This is a genomic window from Streptomyces sp. NPDC006510, from assembly GCF_040611955.1.
Lineage (GTDB): Bacteria > Actinomycetota > Actinomycetes > Streptomycetales > Streptomycetaceae > Streptomyces.
Map to the genome: position 1 here is coordinate 1 of NZ_JBEXPH010000102.1, position 18,768 is coordinate 18,768.

Below are 18,768 nucleotides of genomic sequence, written 5' to 3' on the forward strand. Positions count from 1 at the left end.
TCGACCACGCAATCTTCGAGGTGCTCCGGCGCAACCGCGTCATCAGGTCGTACCGGGCCCCTCTGCACTGGGCCGAGGTCCGCGCGGAGACCCGCAGGGGCGGTGTGACCCGACTGCAGGACCGCCGGACGAGTTCACCCGCCTTCGCTTCCCGTGCCACGTACGGCCGGCCCATCTGCCGCGCACGTCCCGGCACGGCAGATGGACGCGCCGGCCGGGGCAGTGCGGCGGTGCGCATCTCGTGCAGCCGCCCCGCCTGTGCCGAGCAGCGTCTGCCATCCGCAACCGCTGCACCCAGCCACAGCCAGGCGCGGCGGTTGAGATGGTCAGACCCGCGGGGTCTCCGCACCAGGTGTGTGTGCTGCCGGTTCGGCCTTCTGCGCCCGGAGTTCCCTGACCTCGGCCTGAAGGTCTGTGAGTTGCCGGTGAAGTGCCTGAATCGCCACGATCGCGACGCCGTTGGCATCGGTGCAGCAGATCGTCTTGTCGTCGGCTCCCAGGCCGAGGTGGGCCCGCCAGTCCTGTGCCATCGGCCCCAGGTGGCGCACTTCGTCGTCCTCCCACCGGTACCGCCATGTGCTCACAGGTAGGCCAACCACTGCGGCGAGGACATCGAACCCGTTCACGCCGTCACCCGCCTCTGCGACTGTTTCCCGGGAGGCTGTGGACGTCGTTCCAGCGGGATTGGGTGTGTCGGGGTGCAGGCGCGCCCGGTAGGCCCGAATGCCGGCGGTCCGGGCGCGGTGAAGGCGTTCGGTCAGCGATCCCATCGCACCGGGCTCACGCTGGTCTTTACGGCCCGGTCTGAGAACAGCAGACTGCCCAGCGGGACGAACTGAGCGGAGACCTCGGGGTCGTCGTCGGCCGGGGCGGCGCTCTGCTCCGCTGCCAGGACCTGCGCGGGCTCGGCGGCCTCGGCCGCCGAGGCTGCGCCCAGGCACACCGACACGGCGGCGATCACAGCGGAGGACACTGCGGCAAGCCGGGTAGCTGCGGTAAGAGACATGAAGCACGCTCCGGGTTAGTCAGAGATCAGATCAACCAGGAAACGACACCGCCCCCCGTCGGTCACGCAGCACGACCACACGTTGACGAGACCCAGGGGTCCGAATCAGAGGGGCCTTGCCCCCGGTTCCTGGGCACCCGAGACACTTGGATCCTGATGGTCCAGGAGAACGGATGTCCCGTGGTCATGAAGCACTGTCCGCTGGAGTTCAAGGCGGACGCGGTCGCGTTGTACGAGTCGCGGCCGGGAGCGGCCATCAGGTCGGTCGCCGCTGACCTGGGGGTCAGCCCGGAGACGCTGCGGAACGGGGTCCGGGCGGCCGGCGCGAGTCGGCCCCGGGGACGCCGGGCGGGGGTGCCGGCCCAGCCGTCCACACCGCTGGAGGCGGAGAACGCCGCTGTGCGCAGGAAGGTCCGTGAGTTGGAGGAGGAACGCGAGATCCTGAGGTAGGCGGCGAAGTATTTCGCCGGGGAGAGGCGCTGGTGAACCGCTTCCGGTTCGTCGCCGACCACCAGCGTCGTTTCGGCGTGAAGCAGCTGTGCAGCATGCTCGGCATCGCCCGCTCCAGCTTCTGTTACTGGCCCCGGACAGCTGGTGACCGGGCCACCCGGCAGGCGGCCGACGCCCCCCTCGCCGCCCTGATACGAGCCGTGCACCAGGAATCGGACGGCACCCACGGCGTCCCCAGGATCACCTCCGAGCTCCGCGACGACGTCCGGCGCGTCAACCACAAGCGGATCGCACGCATGATGCGGAGCATCAATCCGGCAGGAGTGCGGTTGCGCCCCAGGCACCGCACCACCGTTGCGGACCCGGCCGCGGTGAAGGCCCCGGACCTGATCGGCCGCGACTTCACCGCGAGTGAACCGAACACGAAGTACGTCGGCGACATCACCTATCTCCCCCTGGGCGGCGGGAAGTTCCTCTACCTGGCCACGGTCATCGGCCTCGCCTCGCGCCGCCTGGCCGGCTGGGCCCTGGCCGATCACATGCGAACCGATCTCGTCACCGACGCCCTGGCCGCCGCCGAGCGATGCCGCGGCAGCCTCACCGACGCCGTCCCGCACACCGACCACGGTGCCCAGCCCGGGCCGGGCGTTCGCCGACGCCTGCCGCAGGGCCGGCGTCCGCCAGTCCATGAGCGCGATCGGCTCCAGCGCGGACAACGCACTCGCCGAGTCCTTCAACGCGACGTTCAAACGCGAGATACTCCAGGGCCGGAAGAGCTGGTCCAGTGAGCGCGAGGCCCGCCTCGACGCGTTCCGCCGACTGCACCGCTACAACACCCGACGCCGTCACACTCGCCTCGGGCACGCAGCCCGATCGCCTACGAAACAGCGTCCAGAACGACATCAACTACGAGGTGGGATGCGTTCACGGCTCGCGGGCGGGCCTTTCACGCGCTCGGGCGTACGCTCCGTTCGGCGATGCGGATCAGGGGGCGCTCCGGGACCAGGCGGCTGACGACGCGTGACACCAGCGCATTGCCGACACCGTCGACGACGGTCGCCTTGCGTCCGCCGAGCGCCGCGAGTGCTGTGGCGACGACCTGCTGCGGTGTGCGCCGGCTGCCGACCGACGCGTTGTCACCGGCCACGTCGAAGAACGGGGTGTCGGTGGCGCCCGGGCAGATCCCGAGGACGGTCACACCGGTGCCGCGGGTCTCGCCCCAGAGGGAACGCGTGAAGGACAGGACGAATGCCTTCGTCGCGGAGTACACCGCCATGTGTGGCACCGCCTGGAATCCGGCCGTGCTGGCGACGTTGATGATGGTGCCGCGCCCGCGCTCGACCATGCCGGGCAGGAGCCGGGTGGTGTTGCCGACGAGCGTGCCGACGTTGAGCTGCACCTGGGACGCCATGTGGCCGGGGTCGGCCTCGGCGAGGTCGCCGTGGGAAGCGAAGCCGGCGTTGTTTATGAGGATGTCCACGGCGACGCCCTGCTTGTCGAGCGTACGCGCGAGGGTCTCGGAGGAGTCGGGCCGGGAGAGGTCGAGGGCGATGGGTCTGACGGTCACGCCGTGCTTGGTCCGCAGGGTCGAGGCCAGTTCCTCCAGCTTGTCCTTCGAACGGGCGACGAGGACCAGGTCCACACCGCGGGCGGCCAACTGTCGAGCGAACTCGGCACCGATCCCTGACGAAGCGCCGGTGACGACGGCCAGCTGGGAGGTGAGAGTGTCCGAGTAGTTCATGTCTGTCTCCATACCGACTCAAAGGTTTTTTTCTTGGCGATGAAAAGGCCGAGGTGGCCGACGTGCGCGGTGTCCGGCCTGCCCGCGTTCAGTGAGCTTCGGTGGTCGCCTCAATGACTTCGGCGAGAACGCCCGCCGCACGGCGCAGCTCTTCGGGAGTGGCGCGCCCCGTGGCCTCAAGGACACCCTTCAGCCCGTCGAACGCTCCCACGAATACGGTTGCCAGCGTGTGGGCGTCGGCCGAAAGATGCAGGTCGCCCGCGCGGGCGCCGGCGAGGAGGAGTTCTTCGACCAGGCCGACCCACTCCGCGAGAACGGACACCTGAGCGTGTTCCTGCGGTGACTCGGTGGTGAGCTCGCGGTCGAGCCGTACGACGGACCATCCCGCGGGTTCGGCGATGACGAGGTCCACGAGGACGGGGACGAGTCCGCGTACCTGTGCGGCCGGCCCTCCGAGCCCCTCGAGCTGCCTGCGCACATGCGCAAGCAGCCCCTGCTTCTGATCGTCGACGACCGCATGGGCCAGGGCGGCCTTGCTCTTGAAGTGGAAGTACACGGCGCCCTTGGTGAGGCCGGTCTCGCTCACCACGTCGTCCATCCGGGCCAGGGCGTACCCCTTGGCGTCGAAGACACGGGCGGCGGCGCGCAGAATGTCCCGGCGCGTCGCCGCGCCCTTCGGTGTCAGTTGATCCACTGGCCTTCCCATGCCCCCGATAGTAAATACCTTCGAGTCGGTTTTTCAAGTTGATCAAGAACCGCGTTACCCGGAGGGCCCCGGCCGCGGCGAGCGGCGAACTGGAGTGCGCGGCATGACCGGCCGGATGCCGGTGCCCGATCCGGGAATCGTGGAGGCGGCCCAGACCGCCCTCGACGAGGCCCTGGCGGGCCGCCCGCTGGTCTCGGCCGAGCGGTTCTGCTCGTCCATGCGCTCCCTGTACGCCGGGCCCGGGCCGCGCACCCTGACGCGGCCGGCGCTAGCGATCGGCTGCTATCCCGGCTGGGAACAGGCCGGTCCCCACGCGGTCCTGGCCGCCCAGGACCGTGTCCGAGGGGCCGAAAAACGGCACGGCTGGACCAGTGTCGTGGACAGCGAGGCTGCCGAACTGCTGTCCACGCTGCCCGCGCCACCGGCGATCGCCGCGATCGACGGCAACCTCCGCGCGGATCGAGGACGAGGCCGCCTTCAACGTCCTGCTCGTGGCGGCCGGAGTGCCGGAGCGGGTGCGGATCCCGTGCCTACGCGCCGAGGGAAGCTGCCTCCTCTGACCGAGCTCCGGCGCGCCAGGTCGGTGCGCGGCGGCTGGTGGTGCAATCCAGGGCCGACTCCGGCGGACGGTGCGCAGACCCTGCGGTCGCACGATCAGTGGAACGGTCCGGCCGGTGTCATCTACCTGGTCCACGCAGTGGACGTATCGAAGGCACACCCCACGTAGTCTCTCTCCCGTGCCAACCTCCGGCCCATATCGCGTCGCCGTCCTTGTGCTCGAAGGTGCGAAGCCGCTTGATGCCGGAATTCCCGCGCAGGTTTTCGCGACCCGCGCGAGCATGCCGTAGGAGGTGCGGGTGTGCGGGGCGGCACCCGGTTTCGTGACCGGCGGCGATGGCCTGTCGTACGGCGTAGCCCCCGGCCTCGACGCACTTGCGTGGGCCGACATCGTCTTCGTCCCGGCTACCGGTTTTTCCCCGTGGATCGACCGTACGCGCGCAGGAGTACGCGAAGGCGTACGACGAGCTCCTCGGTGCCGCCGGCCGGCTCGACATGCCGCGGCGCCTGGAAGGCGGGGGTGTCGACGCTCACTCGACTGCGGCCCTGCACGTGGCCCGGTTCGCCGCGACCATCCTGTGGCCGACCATCCCGAACACCCCGCCGCCCGGCTTCCGCCACGAAACGAGCGCCTGCTCCAGCTTGGCCGCGAACTGACGCGAGGCAGCACTGGAACTCGGCGAGTTCGCCCCACCGCGCCCCGCCCTACGGCTCGTCAGGGCTGGCGATCCGGCCCAGGAACATCCGAACGAAAACCAACGCCAAGCCCCGCCGGCCTGGGAGGACACCAGGTCCACGAGGTCCGGTGGCGTACCGCTATTTTCTGTTCCAATACTTCCCAAGGGCTGCGGCGTGCTCGACGGGCTGCGGCGTGCTCGAAGCCAGCCGCTGTCAATCCTGACGCGGCCGTCCGCTGCATCAGGATTCCACCCCGGAAAGGCTCAGACCCTGAACGCCTCACTCGCAGAAGCACTCTCCGTCGCCCTGCTCCTGGCGGTGCTGGCCTGCGCGGTGATCCGGCCGTGGGGCTGGCCGGAGGCCGTCGTGGCCGTCCCCGCCGCCGGGTTGGTCATCGCCACCGGCGCGATCCCGCTCGACCACGCGGCGGCCGAGGCCGCCCGGCTGGGCCCGGTGATCGGCTTCCTCGCGGCCGTCCTGGTCCTGGCCCAGCTGTGCGACGACGAGGGACTCTTCCACGCCTGCGGCGCCTGGATGGCCCGCCGGGCGGCCGGCCGTCCCCGGCGCCTTCTCGTCCTCGTCTTCGTGATCGCCTCGCTGATCACCGCGGTGCTCAGCCTGGACGCCACGGTGGTGCTGCTGACCCCGGTGGTGTTCGCCACCGCCGCCCGGCTGGGCGCCCGCGCCAAACCGCACGTCTACGCCTGCACCCACCTGTCGAACACCGCCTCGCTGCTGCTGCCGGTCTCCAACCTGACCAACCTGCTGGCCTTCGCCGCCAGCGGCCTGACCTTCACCCGCTTCGCAGCCCTGATGGCACTGCCCTGGCTTGTGGCCATCGGAGCCGAGTACGTGGTGATCCGCCGCTTCTTCGCCACCGACCTGGACGCGGGCGCCGAGGCCCCGCCCGCCGACGAACCCCGCGAACTCCCTCTGTTCGCCCTGCTCACGGTGGCGGGCACCCTGGCGGGCTTCGTCCTGACCTCGGCGCTCGGCATCAACCCGGCCTGGGCCGCAGCCGCAGGCGCGGCCGTCCTGGCGGCCCGCGCCCTGGCCCAGCACCGCACCACCCCCACGGCGATCGTCCGGGCCGCGGCCCTGCCGTTCTGCGCCTTCGTCCTGGCCCTGGGCATCGTGGTCCGGGCGGTGGTCGACAACGGCCTCGCGGACGTACTGGGCCACCTGGTGCCCGGCAGCACCGAGCTCCCGGCCCTCCTCGCCATCGCGGCACTGGCAGCCGTACTGGCGAACGTCATCAACAACCTGCCCGCCGTCCTGGTCCTGCTCCCCCTGACCGCCCCCACCGGCCCCGGCGCCGTCCTGGCCGTCCTCCTCGGGGTCAACATCGGCCCGAACCTCACCTACGCCGGCTCCCTGGCCACCCTGCTGTGGCGGCGCATCGTACGCGAACACGACACCGACGTAGAGCTGGGCGAGTTCACCCGGCTCGGCCTGCTCACCGTTCCCACCGCCCTGCTGCTCTCCGTGGTGGCACTGTGGGTCTCACTCCAAACGATCGGAGGCTGAACACCGTGACCGTCATCGTCTGGATCGTCGAGGGCACCTGGCCCGCCTGCGTCGACGCCGCGCGCACCCACGCTCCTGCGGACGCCGACCTGGTGCTGCTCCACGTCACCGGCCACGAGGTGCCGGGCGCCGCCCACGGCGCCTACGCCGGACTGCTGGGCCGCGCACACCCCGCCCGAGACCCCGGCACACGGATCGAGCACCTCGCCTCCGACTCTGCCGAACAGCTCCTGGCCAGCGCTGCCGAGCGGTTGGGACGCCCGTGCACCCGGCAAGAACGCTCGGGGCGCGTCGAACGAGAAGTCGTGACCGCCGCAGAAGGCGCCGACCTGCTCATCCTCGCCCGCGACGGCGACCGCACCCACCTCGGACCCCGCAGCCTCGGCCCCACCAGCCGCTTCATCGTCGACCACGCCCCCTGCCCCGTCCTGCTGGTCTGGCCGGAGACCGCACCCAGCACGGCCACCATCCCGCCACCACCACCCCACCCGCCGCACCACCGCTAGCCACGGCCAGGCCCTCCCCGCTCCGGGACCAAGATCAAGGGCTTGGCGCCAACCGCTGTTCCGTTGTTCCCCCGAGGCCGCACACCTGCATTCAGTCCGCGCCGTCCTTGTCGTCGAGCACGACGGTGGCTGGGTCGCGCAGGGGCCGCAGGCCGCCGCCGGGGCAGAGAGGGGAGCCGAAGGACCTGATCGAGGTCTGGACGCTGCTGGGGTCCAGCCGAGGTGAAGCCAAAAGCCGCAACGGCTCCGCCGTGAGCTACGACGTACTGCCTTCGAGCTGACGCGGAACGCGGGAGGCGCGTAGTTCACGCAGGTCGGGTATGTGGTTGTAGAGAGTGGCTGTAGTCGAGCGCGCGCCTGTGCAACCCGAGACGTCGGGCGCTCTGTTCCGGTCCGAGAGTGCGGGCCAGATCAGGGCGCGCGGCGCCAGCTCGCCATGTACGCCGACAGGCGTGGGTTATTGCGCTCCAGGCAAGGGGCAGGTATAGCTGGCTCGTTCCCCCGAGATCCGGGCGGCGATCGTCCACGCTCGGGCCGCAGTCGGCAGCAGGTGGGTCATGCACTCGACAGTGCGTGGTGGGAGGCCCCGGCGCCCGTCGGGGTCCCCGCGTTCTCGACCGGAGCGTCTCAGCCGCCCTGAACTCCTCCGTGGCAGCGGCGAAAGAGAGCTGCGGCGAGTACGACCACATAGACAGCTACGAGAAGGCGCAGCGCGTCCTGAGCGGACACGCTCGAACGTATCCGGGTATGCGCCGCTTCTGCGGGCGCGGAGGAAACGGGGTGGTGGGTGGCCTCGTGAAGCGCCGACCGTAGGGGTTGATGGCCTTCACGTCCGAACCCGATCTATGCGAGTGCCCGGCCTCGACCGGCTCGCCATTCTGCCCGGTCAAGCCCAAGCACCTCGTCGGCGCTGCGGGGCTCTGTGCGCGGCTGCTGGTTGAGCTTGTGGCGCGCGATGGAGGAGTGCCGGTAGACCTCCTTGCGGGCCCGCATGATGTTGCCCAGGGGTGCGTGTTCGGCGGTGACCCGCCATGGAGTGAAGGACAGTGAGTCCATCTTCTCCAGGTTCTCCGGGCCGGAGATGTCCTGCTGCGGCAGCCGCAGCTTCGCCACGGTGACGGACGGCGAGAGCTGTTCGGGCCACTCCACGGTGGTGTCCTCCACCGGCATGCGCTGCAGGTCGGTGCAGAGCTGGACCTGGATGTCGAAGGCGTAGGGCCGCTCCTGCAGTTCGGCTTGCAGGGCCGGCCGGAAGACCTCCTGCGCGGAGGCCGGGTCGATGGCGCGCTGGACCACCGCGGCGGCGAAGGACGGGTCGGGAGTGATGCGCACCTTGGCGATGTAGTCCCCGTGCCGGACCGCGCCCATCGTCCAGTAGCTCGACAGCAGCAGGTTTGCCGGAGGGGTCTTGGAAAGGCGCAGGAAGGCCAGGAACTCGTCCCACGCCCATTTGTCCTGGTCCAGTGTTCCCTTCCCGGTCACGAAATCGGTGAAGAAACGATGTGCGCCGGGTCGGCCCTGGGAGAAGTAGGCCGGCGCGTTCAGGAACAGTTCCTGGATGAACAGGTAGTGCTCGACTGTATTGCAGAAGAAGATCGGTCCGTTGATGTTGGCGTAGTCGAATGTGCCCGTGTCCGGTTCGTCTTCCAGCAGGGTCGGGCCGGGCATGTCGAACATCTTCAGCGCCAGTCCGGTGGCGGCGCCCAGTCGTGCGTCGGCTCCGGCGTGGGGCGAGCCGTTGGAGAAGCGGATGAGTGCATCGTGGGTTCCCGGAGTCGCGTAGATGCCTTGGGCGTACTCGGAGGACAGCCCGTCCAGGATCTCCACTTCCCCTCGGACCAGCCCGTAGCCCTTGGCGTGGGCATCGCGGAGGGCCCGTCCGGTACCACCGGCCTTGACCGACTCGGCGATGTAGCTCTCGGTCTTTTCGATCACCGTCTGTACGTTGCGGTCGAAGTGCGGGTCGTCGTCTTCGACGTCCGGCGTGTAGGGAACGAACTGTGCTGCCATGACTTCGACCTCTTCTCAAAGACCGTGGTGGGTCTCGGGGGTAGGAAGTGCCGTCAGTCCTCCAGTTCGGCGAGCCAGCGCAGGGCGCGCAGACCTGGCAGGAAGCAGTACTCGCCGCCGCGGGTGACGACGAAGCTGGGCAGGTTCTGCAGGCGGCGCCGGATCGGCTTGTCCGGGATGGTGGCGCTGCCGGTTCCGTCGTGGTGCCCGGCTACCGGGTCCTTCTCGCCGGGGTAGCCGATGAAGTTGCCGTCGTTGACCCATTCGGCCTTGATGAACTCGAACTGTCGCTCCAGATGGGCCCCGATGAAGACTCCGACGAGGCCCCGGTCGGCACCGTCGTCCTCCAGCACGCCCTCGGGCAGCGGCGGCCCGTAGGTGGTGCCGCGGCGGATGAGGCGGTGCATCCGTGCGTCGCCGATGATGGTGGAATCGCGGGGGTTGGTGCGCCGGATGTGCGCACCGGCGGGGCACCGGAAGCCGCGGTCGTCGTTCTCCCGGTACAGGAAGTTGTTGACGCGGTGCGGATCGGCCGCCAGCTCCGGGTCATCGTGTTCCGGGGTCAGCGTCAGCGGCGCTCCGCTGGGCCAGCGTCCGACCATCTTTGCCGCCAGGAGTGCCTCCTCCTGGGCACTGGAGGTGTTCGCTCGCAGGTACCGGCGCCAAGCCGCCACGTTGGTATGGATCTTGCGAACGGCCGCGTAGGTTCCGTTGCGCCCCAGCACATCGGGGCTGGGCATGGGCGGCAGGCTGCCGGTTTCGTCGGGGTAGCCGAGGATGAACTCGCCGGCCTTGATGGGGACTTCCTGCGGGTTGGAGCCGGGCAGCCCGACGCCGTCGATGTTCGGGTGACTGATGCCGTCGCGGAATCCGAAGGTGGTGCGGCCGGTCGGGAGCTGGTGGACGTCCTGCTGCCAGATCACCTGGACACCGGGGGTGTCCTGGTAGGCGACGCGGGCCCGCTCCAGCGCCTTGTCCAGGTGCGCCGTATCCGAGGAGAGGGCGCTCAACGCGATGTGGACATCGCCGGTTCCGAACGGTGCCTCCCAGTGGGCCGGGGCACTCTCGCCCACGTCGCCGATCAGCTCCGCCCGAGCGGCCATGCCCTCACGGAATGTCTGCGGAAAGCTGTCCAGCGACTCCTGGGGCACCCCCAGGGCTCTCAGTCCCTGGTAGGTGAACGCCACAGCCACCCAGGCGTCCTGGCTCCGGTTTACGCCGGGCAGGCCACCCGAGGTCAGCGGAAGCAGCCGCCGCAGCAGGGCACGCCCGGCGTGGCGGTCATCGACGCGCAGGAAGACGAACTTTCCCTCGTACGGCACCGGCCGTGGACGCAGTGCCCCGCTTTGGACGTCGTCGATCTCGACGCCCTCGCCAGCTGCGCTGCTGCTGTCCGCCGTGTTCATGTTTGCTGTTGCCTCCGCATCGGTCTCTGTCTGGACAGCTCCACAGCAGTCGGCCGACGTGCTTCGACGCGGGTCCAACGGTGTTGGGTCGGCTGTGAGGGATGGCTGTGTCCGGGTTCTAGGCCGCGGCTTCCTCCAACAGCTTCTGGAAGGCCGGCGTGGCCAGCAACTCGGCGTTCGCCGGGCTGTCCAGCGCTGTCCGGAACTCGGGAGTGTCCAACACCTCCTGGAACGCCTTGTCCACGCGCTGGTCCTTCCAGATCTGCTGAACAGTCAGATCGGGATAGGAGCTGACGAAGACTCCCGCGGGCTCCTGCTGGGAGACGAACCAGTCCTTCACCCCGGGATCGGCTACGCCGGGGAACCCTTCGGTGTGCGAGAAGACCTTGTCGAAGCGGGCCCCGACTACCGTCTTGGCGAAGTCGTCGATGTAGGTGTCCCAGGAGCCGTCGAAAACGCTGGCGAACATAAACCGGGTGTCGTTGTCGAAGATCACGTGCCGCGCGTCGTGCAGGGTACCGATCTGGCGCAGCGCCGCACGGGCTTCGTCATCAGCCGTCGCGTCGGCGAGCGCGGCGAGATCCTCACGCAGCGCATCGGCGTGGCCCGGCTTGATCCTGGTGAAGACGGTAAACTCGCTACAGACTCCATCTTTCCTGCCCGGGCGCTCGGGTTGAGCTGACTGGGCTGCACCCGTCGTCGCAGTCATCGGAGATTCTCCTGCCACGGATCGGTGCGAGGTTCGCCAAGCGCCCGAATATGGGGCGCCATCGCCCTCACCTCTTCATCCTGACCGCATACGCATCGCGTCGCACCCCCGGCCCGGGATGACGGGGTACCCGGGGACAGTATGTTGCGGGGCTCCGACACTGCGGTCCAGCCCGATCGGCTCGTCACTCCCTCACACTGACCGGCTGCGGTCCGTGCCCGATTTGCCGTCCGGGGTGTGCCTCGCCCGCCGTCCGTCACGGTGCCGGGAGAGAGCTTTTTCAGGTGCTGACCTGCTGTCGAGCCCGATGGGGTACCACCGCAGAAACGAGCAGGCCGAGGCCCTCGCGCTCCATGAAGCTCCCGAGGACAGATCCGCAAGGGCGCAGGACCATGGAGTGGAGACCTGCCGAATTCGTCGTCGCGTTCTGGGACAACTGCTTCCGATTGGCCGGTAAGGGGCAGCCACGTAGCCGACCATGCAACCCGCGGCGCTGCTCCGGCTGCCCCGTGAGCGGGATCGAGCGGCGAAACGCTCAGCGAGTCCGGAACATCGGGCCGAGCTGCGGACGATACCGACCGCTGAGGATCACTCTCCGGAGAGGTGGCGACCCAGTTCCGGGGCCCTTGCAGCACGCCCCGGACACGTCCACGACAGTCCTGTGGCTGCGCATGCAGACGGTCGGTCATGCACACCCGCCTGACCATACTCAACTCGGTCACCACCCTGACCCCCCTCCTGGAGGCAATCATGGGCACGGTTCTCGGTGACGTACTGGGTTTCGCGGCCGGCGTCGCGATCAGCCCACTCCCGATCATCGCGATCATCCTCGTCCTCGCCACGCCTCGGGGACGTCTCAACGGACCGCTCTTCACCGTCGGCTGGATCCTGGGACTGTCGGCACTGGGCGCGGTGATGCTGGCGATCGCCTCCCCCGCAGACGCCTCCGCCCACGATCACCCGGCCACCTGGGTAGGAGCTCTCAAACTCGCTCTGGGCGTGCTCCTCGTTCTCTTCGGCGCTCGGCAGTGGCACCGGCGCCCCACAGATCCCTCGGAGGCCCAGCTGCCGAAGTGGATGGGCGCGATCGACCGCCTCACGCCGGTCAAAGTCTTCGGACTCGGAACCGCCCTGGCCGCACTCAACGCCAAGAACGCCCCGCTGACCATCGCCGCGGGCGCCACGATTGGCTCAGCAGGACTGCCGGTCGGGCAGCAGATCGCATCGCTGGCCATCTTCGTCCTGATCGCCACCCTCGGCCTGCTGGCCCCCTTGGGAGTCTTCCTGCTCGGAGGAGAGCGAGCGAAAACGACGCTCGGCAGTTGGAAGGACTGGGCAGCCCAGCACAATGTCGCCGTCATGGCAGTCCTGTTCTTCGTTCTCGGGCTGAAGCTGCTCGGAGACGGCATCTCCATCCTCACCTCCTGATGGGCATACCCACGCGCGGCGAGGTAGTCCGAGCACAGACGTACGGCAGAGTGACTTCGTTCACGATCAGCGACAGCACGGGTGGTTGCACAGGGTTCGCAGGGACTGTAAATCGCCATCCTCGGCATGAAGACCTGGAAGATCCTCCGCGACTGCCACCTCAAAGGCGACGGAGTCCACCACGCCATGAACGGCATCGCCCGCTTCCACGATCTCGCCCTCACCGGATGAACGAGTGCGCCGGCCCTCGACCGACCGCGTTCACACCGACTCGAAGATCGTTTACTGGACAACTCTTAGAGGCAATACCGCCTTCTTTAAGGACTTTTGCTCACTTCACCGCCGAGTAGCCGAGGGGAATTTCACCCCTCGGCCCTCACAGAACCGTGCTCAATAGTCTCCCGGTACACGGCTATTGTCGTCCTGACCATCAGACCAGTACGGCGCTCACTGTTGGGGAAAGGCGCCAGTGCGCGAACATGCGGGGATATTGCCGAGCGATCTCCTGTAATTTCGCAAGCGCCTTCCGTTTGGCCGCGAGCCGTTTGTACTTCTTGCGGATCCAGCGCACCAAGTAGGCGTTGATGCGCACCATGAAAGAGATCAGCTCCCAGGGCCTGAAACGCCCGTAGTAATTGATCCAGCCCGCTACCTTGGGGTTGAACCCATCGGGCGAGTTCTTGAAAGGTCAGATCTGTGCGGGTATGTAGGTGCCAGCTCCGCACTACCCGGCCGAGTCTTGGCCGGGTGCAGATGCAGCCCGACCTCGGCCATCCTCTCCGTGAGCGCGGCCAGCAGCTGACGGGCCTGACGCTCGGTGACGCAGTGCAGCACCGCGTCGTCCGCATAGCGTTCGAACCAGATGCTCGTAGTGCAGGAACAGGTTTGCCAGGACGGGAGATACGGGAGCTCCTTGCGGAGTCCCGCATTCCCGCTTCAGCATGGTTCCATCGGGCGTCGCGAGCGGTGCTTCAAGCCACCGCTGCACGTACAGCTTCACCCAAACGGCATCGGCATGGGCTTCCACCGCCTTGACCGGCAGGTCCCAGGGCACGCTGTCGAAGAACTGGGCGATGTCGAACTCCACCACCCAGTCCCGCTTCCAGCAGCGCTCCCGGCATTTCCCCACCGCATCCAAAGCGGACCGCCCGGGTCGGTATCCGTAGCTGTCCGGGTGAAATACAGGCTCCACCCTTCGCATCAGGCTCTGTCCGTCTACCCCCGGTGCACCTCTATTCGCCCTGACTTCCTCCCAGGCTTCCTTGATCTCCCAATTCGAAATCTCAAACGGCTTGGCCGATGACTTCAACTGGCCCATTCCACTCCTCCCGGACATAGTCCGGTTGAGGTGATCAACACAGTCACGAACGACCCGACCCCTTCGCTCCACCCCCATTACAGGGGCTTCATCACTACTACGAGCCGGTCCGCCAGCGGGTCTCGCATCGGTACTCGACCCCTCACAGTTGCTGCTGCTTGAGGAACTCCCTCTTGCCGCCGCATCGTGGCGGGCGGTATCGAGACACGCCTTCTCCTGTTCCGTGCGGAAGCCGCATACCGGGCTCACGTCGCCTGCATGCCGGACACCACCTGGCCAATAGACGGGCACCCGCCAGGCTCATCCCGGGATTTAGGGAACGCTCCAGTTTCGAGGACGCGTGGCGGCCGCCCGTGACCGGCGTGGTTCCAGGTGCGAGCACACCGGGTCTGCGCCGCGGGCGGGGCGGGCGGGCCTTGCGGCGCGGTCCGCCCCGGTGGGCGGTCAGGCGATAGCCAGGCGTACCTGTGCCTTCTTCGTGCCGTGGAAAGTGAAGGAGAACTGCTCACGGGTGCCGGAGCTGCACGCGGACTTCGGCTGGTAGTCGCCGTTGCCGGCGTTGATGCGGACCAGGGCACACTTACCGTCGGCACGGGTGTCCTGGAGCCAGCCTGAGACCGTGACGTTGTTGCCCGAGCAGCGCAGGGTCCAGCTGGCCGATGCCCCGTCGATCACCGGGGAAGCGGAGGACGGGCAGGTGGCCGCGCTCGCCGAGCCGGCGGCTCCGAGGGTGAGTCCACCAGCGAGGATGGCGGCCGACACAGCGGACGTGAGGGTCTTGCGGACAGCAGACATGAGTGCCCCTTTCGGGCGACGTGGTGACAGGTAGCGGACCGGGACGAGGACCTGGACTGTCGACCGCCGATGGGGCGGGCTGTCCGGGAGTGCCGGCCGCGAAACCAGCGTCGCCGGGGCGGCCGGGTTGGGGAAGACGATTCCGGCTGTTTGCCGAGGCGCATCGATGCCTCATGTATGACAGGGCTGTGACCTGGCGCTATGCCCCGATGCATGGGGGCTGCATAATCCGGACGGTGTGCCCGGGGGCGGGTGCGCCATGCTCGGTCGGCACGCGTGCCGACCTTCTCACACGGAAGCGGAGGCCAGAGGGCTCGTGGCCCGCTGGTAGTTCGGTGCCTTGACAGCCATCCCATGAGCTGGCGTGTCAAACAGCGAGTGCGTGGGCCCCGGCGGGACCAGACGGTTGGCTCGTCGCGCGGCTGCCGGTCGCTCAGACCGAACGGATGCCCTAGCCTCGGCAGGTGACGCTCTACAGGCGCGACCACATGTACCGCCGGAAGGCCAGATACCGTTTCAGCCAGCCCGCGCTGCCGTCGGCAGGGCGTTCCTCGTCGGGCATCGTGGCGTCGCACAGCCCGGCAGTGGCACCGGACTTCTCCAGGATCTCCAGCCATAGTGCGGGCAGTTCGCGGTCGGTGCTCTGCAGCATGACGTTCGGCAGGGTGCCGCGTACCGCAGGGTCCCGCCGGGACTCGAAACCCCGCCGGTGAGTGCACGGTTGTCACCGGACCGGATTCCGGATCGCTGTGCCGGAATTCCTTATCGGCCATCTGCGGCTGCTCCATGGGTGATGTGCCTGGCAGTTCGGTGAGTGAATCGGGAGATGGGCACCCAGGCCGACGGACGAGCTCGCCAGCGGGCCTCAGCGCCCCTCGGGAGCCGCGTCGGCGCGGAAGACGGGCAGGCCCTCGCGCAGCCGTGCGAAGAGCAGGCTGGCGTCGAACATCTCCTCGTCCTCGTCGGCGGCGAAGACCTCGTCCACCAGGAACGCGCGCAGCTGCTCCTGCACGCCGTCCCCGTATCCCCCCTGGTAGTCGAACAGGTCGAAGTAGAGGTCCGCCTCCACGGTCGCGATCGTCTCGTGCTCGTCCTCGATGACCAGGCGGGCGCGGATGGTGACCGCGTGAAGCGTGCTGTCGTTGTAGTCGCCGTAGACGACGTCGGCCTCGATGTCGCCCATGACCAGCATCTCGCCGTCGGTGAACACCCCGCGGGCCGTCACGCCACCGCCGATCGTCACCACCGAGTCGGGGCGGCAGTCGGCCAGCACGCCGTCGACCGTCACCGATCCGGTGACCACGAAGGGCGCGCCCACGCCCAGGTCGCCCTTGACCACCAGGTCGCCGTGGTGGAAGAACGGGGTGTCCACTTGCTGGTCGCCGATCAGGGTGCGGGTCGTTCCGGTGTCGCCGAGAGTCTTGGCGCACATCTTCGGGACATACCCGAGCAGGTCGGGGTCGAGGGTGACACGCAGTTGGGCGACGAACTCCTGGTAGCTGTCGAGGTCCCTCTCCACGAGATCGGCGAGCCAGCTGCTGTTGTCGGATTTGAGCGCGGCGGCCCGTTCGGCCCGCATCACCTCGACGGTCCGCCGGATCGCGGCCATGTCGATGGGCAGCGGGGTGTCGTCGCTCTTGTTGTGTGCCATGGCGTTCGCCTTGTCTGCGGTCAGGGAACGGGCCGGTGTGGCCCGTCCGTCGGGGGCACCCGCACCGCGGGGGTGCGAGCGGCGAAGACGCGAACCGCAGGCTACCGGCCCATTGCGAGCCGAGGCCGTCCGGGGGATCGCGGCGGCGGCAGGCAGGTGACCGGGAGCGCTCTCGGCGGCTCTGGAGGGAGCCTCACACACGCCGTCCCGCGCGGGCATCCGTAGAAACCCTCAACGCGGCACGCAAGCCCGGCCGTTCAGGTCCAACGGCAACTAGCGTCAACGGCTTGACCGGAACGCCAGAACCCCCAGTACCTCTCCAGGGAAAGCACGCACATGGCCATCAGGGACAGTCTGGACCGGCTGCAAGCGTGGTGTGCCGGTCAGGAGGGCGGCGTGCGGCTTGCGCTCGGGCCGCCGCTGGACGACCGCCGGATCGACGCACTGCCCCATGAGCTGGAGAAGGACTACCCGTGGTGGCTGACGGTGCCGTTCCGGCCGGCCGACTTCCCCATCCCCGCCGGATACCGGGAGTTCCTGCGGATCTGCTCGTTCGCCCGGATCGAGTACCAGGAGGAGGGCCGCGACTGGTCGGTCTACGAACCGGTCAACATCTCCTCGCCGCAGGAGGTGGCCCGTGGACAGTCCTTCACGGTCGGCGGAACGACGCTGGGCAACGACCGCGAGATCCATACGACGTTCCTGGTGGCGTTCGCCACGGCGGGCTACAACATGGAGGCATCACGGTGGTACTTCTGCACCGACGGTGATCTCCCCCGGCAGAGCGGGGAGTTGCCGATCCTGCGGGAGTCCAACGACTACGAGTGCGACCTCGCCAAGTATGTCGACACGGGGGTGGGGCCGAATCCCATGAACTCAGATGCCCGGGCGGAAGGTATTGCCGCGCTGGGCCAGCCCGGCGGTCACGGGAGGGTGCGTAGGCCGGATGACCCATTCCAGGTCTCGTTCTATCCGCTGAGCTTCTCCGCGAACCTCGGCGGGCACATCGCCCTGCTCCGCGACAAGGCGGTTGTAAATCGGGGTCTCTCGGGACACGGGTGAAGTCTGCTTTCTCGGACTGAGCTGCGGGCGCAGCAGAGGTCGTTGTACCGGCCGAAGACTCCGCACCTCTTTGGCCAAGCCGCGGATGTCGGTTCGTCAGGCCACAGCCGGTCCGGTACCTCGGCCGTGGCCCGCGGGTATGCAAGGTCCGCACGTCACTTGCGGGCGACGAACCCCCACTGGTCGACAGGCTCAGCACCATCTTCGCTCAAGCTCGGACGCCACAGGGAGATGGACCCGAATCCCGGGTCGACCAGTTCCATCCCGTCGGCGCTCGCGACGATCTCCTCGGGCTGGCGCACCAGGTAGGGCGGAGTGTCTCCGGCCGCGTAGGCTTCCTGGGCTGCCAGTGTCTGGGGGGTGGTGATCGTGTCGCAGAGGACCAGGTAGCTGCCTGTCACTGTGCCGGCCATGTATCGGCGCATGAGGTCGATACCGGCCCGGGGTTCGACGTGTCCCAGCGTGGACAGCACCATGACGGCCACGGGCTGTGTCATATCCAGGGTTCGGGACGCTTCCTGGAGTACCCGCTCGGCTTCCAGCATGTCGGCATGCACGTAGTCCGTCACCCCGTCCGGCGCGCTCGTCAGCAGGGCGCGGGCATGTGCCAGGACCAGCGGGTCGTTGTCAACGTAGACGATGCGTGCCTTCGGTTGGATGCTCTGGGCGACCTCGTGGGTGCTGTTCTGGACGGGGAGCCCGGTTCCGATGTCGAGGAACTGGGTGATTCCCGCTTCGTCGGCCAGGTATCGCACCGCACGTGCTTGGAAGGCCCGTGACGCACGGGCGAGGTCCCGGGTCTGGGGGTAGCTCGCGATAACCTGGTCTCCCAGTTCCTGGTCGACCGGGTAGTGGTCCTTGCCTCCGATCCAGTAGTTCCAGACGCGGGCCGAGTGCGGTACGCCGCTGCGGATCCGGGCCTCGAGCTCTGTCTGCTCAGTCATTTCGGTTCTCTTCTCGTAGTGTCTGACGGCCGGCCGTAGCGGCCAGCGCCCCGTACTCGCCCCAGGGACGAGGGCTCGGAAGGCCCCCGTCACACCTGCGGCCGACCGTGCCCCGCAGCCTTCCCAGGCCTGCTGCTGCTGAGCGAACGCCTCAGGTGACGCTCTACGAACAACAGCTGATCAAGCAGGATCCGAAGAGCCAACTCGCCCCCGTACACCCCAGGTCGACGGAGCGCCAGATTCAGCTGTCGACAAGGTAGACACGTATCTTTT

At 68.2% G+C, this 18,768-nt stretch carries 18 protein-coding genes and 4 pseudogenes; 7 read left to right on the top strand and 15 right to left on the bottom strand.

Annotated features, from left to right (window positions below; genetic code table 11):
• Positions 1–326: 326 nt before the first annotated feature.
• Together ABZY11_RS26845 and ABZY11_RS26850 are read right to left on the bottom strand one after the other, a co-directional pair.
• Positions 327–770, bottom strand: coding sequence for a tail fiber domain-containing protein (locus tag ABZY11_RS26845; RefSeq protein ID WP_356481591.1), 444 nt, complete (start codon positions 768–770; stop codon positions 327–329).
• The gene (locus ABZY11_RS26850; RefSeq protein WP_356481592.1) at positions 758–1,006 is read right to left on the bottom strand and encodes a hypothetical protein; all 249 of its coding nucleotides are present in this window, start codon (positions 1,004–1,006) and stop codon (positions 758–760) included. Before ABZY11_RS26850 ends, ABZY11_RS26845 begins: the two co-directional genes overlap by 13 nt.
• 186 nt (positions 1,007–1,192) lie before the next feature.
• Between ABZY11_RS26850 and ABZY11_RS26855 the strand changes: the two are divergent.
• Positions 1,193–2,364: pseudogene (locus ABZY11_RS26855) on the top strand (IS3 family transposase); the annotation flags it as partial.
• Between the two features lie 38 nt (positions 2,365–2,402).
• Here ABZY11_RS26855 and ABZY11_RS26860 read toward each other — a convergent pair.
• Both ABZY11_RS26860 and ABZY11_RS26865 read right to left on the bottom strand, forming a co-directional pair.
• Complete coding sequence (locus tag ABZY11_RS26860; RefSeq protein WP_356481593.1) at positions 2,403–3,197, bottom strand: SDR family oxidoreductase; 795 nt, start codon at positions 3,195–3,197, stop codon at positions 2,403–2,405.
• Positions 3,198–3,285: 88 nt separating this feature from the next.
• Entirely contained in the window at positions 3,286–3,903 is a 618-nt protein-coding gene (locus tag ABZY11_RS26865) for a TetR/AcrR family transcriptional regulator (protein ID WP_356481594.1), read from the bottom strand.
• Positions 3,904–4,006: 103 nt separating this feature from the next.
• Here ABZY11_RS26865 and ABZY11_RS26870 point away from each other — a divergent pair, with 103 nt between their 5' ends.
• From ABZY11_RS26870 to ABZY11_RS26885, 4 genes and pseudogenes are all read left to right on the top strand, one after another.
• Entirely contained in the window at positions 4,007–4,630 is a 624-nt protein-coding gene (locus tag ABZY11_RS26870) for a hypothetical protein (protein WP_356481595.1), read from the top strand.
• Positions 4,631–4,640: 10 nt separating this feature from the next.
• Positions 4,641–4,865: pseudogene (locus ABZY11_RS26875) on the top strand (AraC family transcriptional regulator); the annotation flags it as partial.
• 544 nt (positions 4,866–5,409) lie between these two features.
• Positions 5,410–6,666: an SLC13 family permease gene (locus ABZY11_RS26880; protein WP_356481616.1), complete on the top strand. Its 1,257-nt coding sequence runs from the start codon at positions 5,410–5,412 to the stop codon at positions 6,664–6,666.
• A gap of 5 nt (positions 6,667–6,671) precedes the next feature.
• Positions 6,672–7,172 (top strand): universal stress protein, encoded by a 501-nt coding sequence (locus tag ABZY11_RS26885; RefSeq protein WP_356481617.1) that lies wholly within the window; start codon positions 6,672–6,674, stop codon positions 7,170–7,172.
• Positions 7,173–7,263: 91 nt separating this feature from the next.
• Here ABZY11_RS26885 and ABZY11_RS26890 read toward each other — a convergent pair whose 3' ends face one another.
• From ABZY11_RS26890 to ABZY11_RS26905, 4 genes are all read right to left on the bottom strand, one after another.
• On the bottom strand, positions 7,264–7,404 hold the full coding sequence (locus tag ABZY11_RS26890; RefSeq protein ID WP_356481596.1) for a hypothetical protein: 141 nt from the start codon (positions 7,402–7,404) through the stop codon (positions 7,264–7,266).
• 611 nt (positions 7,405–8,015) lie between these two features.
• Positions 8,016–9,182, bottom strand: coding sequence for a catalase family protein (locus tag ABZY11_RS26895; RefSeq protein WP_356481597.1), 1,167 nt, complete (start codon positions 9,180–9,182; stop codon positions 8,016–8,018).
• 53 nt (positions 9,183–9,235) lie between these two features.
• Positions 9,236–10,588: a Dyp-type peroxidase gene (locus tag ABZY11_RS26900; protein WP_356481598.1), complete on the bottom strand. Its 1,353-nt coding sequence runs from the start codon at positions 10,586–10,588 to the stop codon at positions 9,236–9,238.
• 118 nt (positions 10,589–10,706) lie between these two features.
• A complete protein-coding gene (locus tag ABZY11_RS26905) occupies positions 10,707–11,297 on the bottom strand; it encodes a hypothetical protein (protein WP_356481599.1) in 591 nt (196 codons plus the stop codon).
• A gap of 687 nt (positions 11,298–11,984) precedes the next feature.
• On the opposite strand from ABZY11_RS26905, the gene ABZY11_RS26910 reads away from it, so the two are divergent.
• Both ABZY11_RS26910 and ABZY11_RS26915 read left to right on the top strand, forming a co-directional pair.
• A complete protein-coding gene (locus tag ABZY11_RS26910; RefSeq protein WP_356481600.1) occupies positions 11,985–12,725 on the top strand; it encodes a GAP family protein in 741 nt (246 codons plus the stop codon).
• Positions 12,726–12,851: 126 nt separating this feature from the next.
• Positions 12,852–12,956 (top strand): annotated as a pseudogene (locus ABZY11_RS26915) (IS5/IS1182 family transposase); the annotation flags it as partial.
• Between the two features lie 199 nt (positions 12,957–13,155).
• On the opposite strand, the pseudogene ABZY11_RS26920 reads toward ABZY11_RS26915, so the two are convergent.
• The 7 genes and pseudogenes from ABZY11_RS26920 to ABZY11_RS26950 all read right to left on the bottom strand — a co-directional run.
• A pseudogene (locus tag ABZY11_RS26920) lies at positions 13,156–13,377 on the bottom strand (group II intron maturase-specific domain-containing protein); the annotation flags it as partial.
• A gap of 72 nt (positions 13,378–13,449) precedes the next feature.
• Positions 13,450–14,043 (bottom strand): reverse transcriptase domain-containing protein, encoded by a 594-nt coding sequence (locus tag ABZY11_RS26925; protein WP_356481601.1) that lies wholly within the window; start codon positions 14,041–14,043, stop codon positions 13,450–13,452.
• A gap of 444 nt (positions 14,044–14,487) precedes the next feature.
• On the bottom strand, positions 14,488–14,838 hold the full coding sequence (locus ABZY11_RS26930) for a hypothetical protein (RefSeq protein ID WP_356481602.1): 351 nt from the start codon (positions 14,836–14,838) through the stop codon (positions 14,488–14,490).
• Between the two features lie 472 nt (positions 14,839–15,310).
• Complete coding sequence (locus ABZY11_RS26935; protein WP_356481603.1) at positions 15,311–15,490, bottom strand: hypothetical protein; 180 nt, start codon at positions 15,488–15,490, stop codon at positions 15,311–15,313.
• A 213-nt stretch (positions 15,491–15,703) separates the two neighbouring features.
• A complete protein-coding gene (locus ABZY11_RS26940; RefSeq protein WP_356481604.1) occupies positions 15,704–16,489 on the bottom strand; it encodes a hypothetical protein in 786 nt (261 codons plus the stop codon).
• Positions 16,490–17,365: 876 nt separating this feature from the next.
• A complete protein-coding gene (locus ABZY11_RS26945; RefSeq protein WP_356481605.1) occupies positions 17,366–17,545 on the bottom strand; it encodes a hypothetical protein in 180 nt (59 codons plus the stop codon).
• A 161-nt stretch (positions 17,546–17,706) separates the two neighbouring features.
• Positions 17,707–18,495: an SAM-dependent methyltransferase gene (locus tag ABZY11_RS26950; protein ID WP_356481606.1), complete on the bottom strand. Its 789-nt coding sequence runs from the start codon at positions 18,493–18,495 to the stop codon at positions 17,707–17,709.
• Positions 18,496–18,768: the final 273 nt, after the last annotated feature.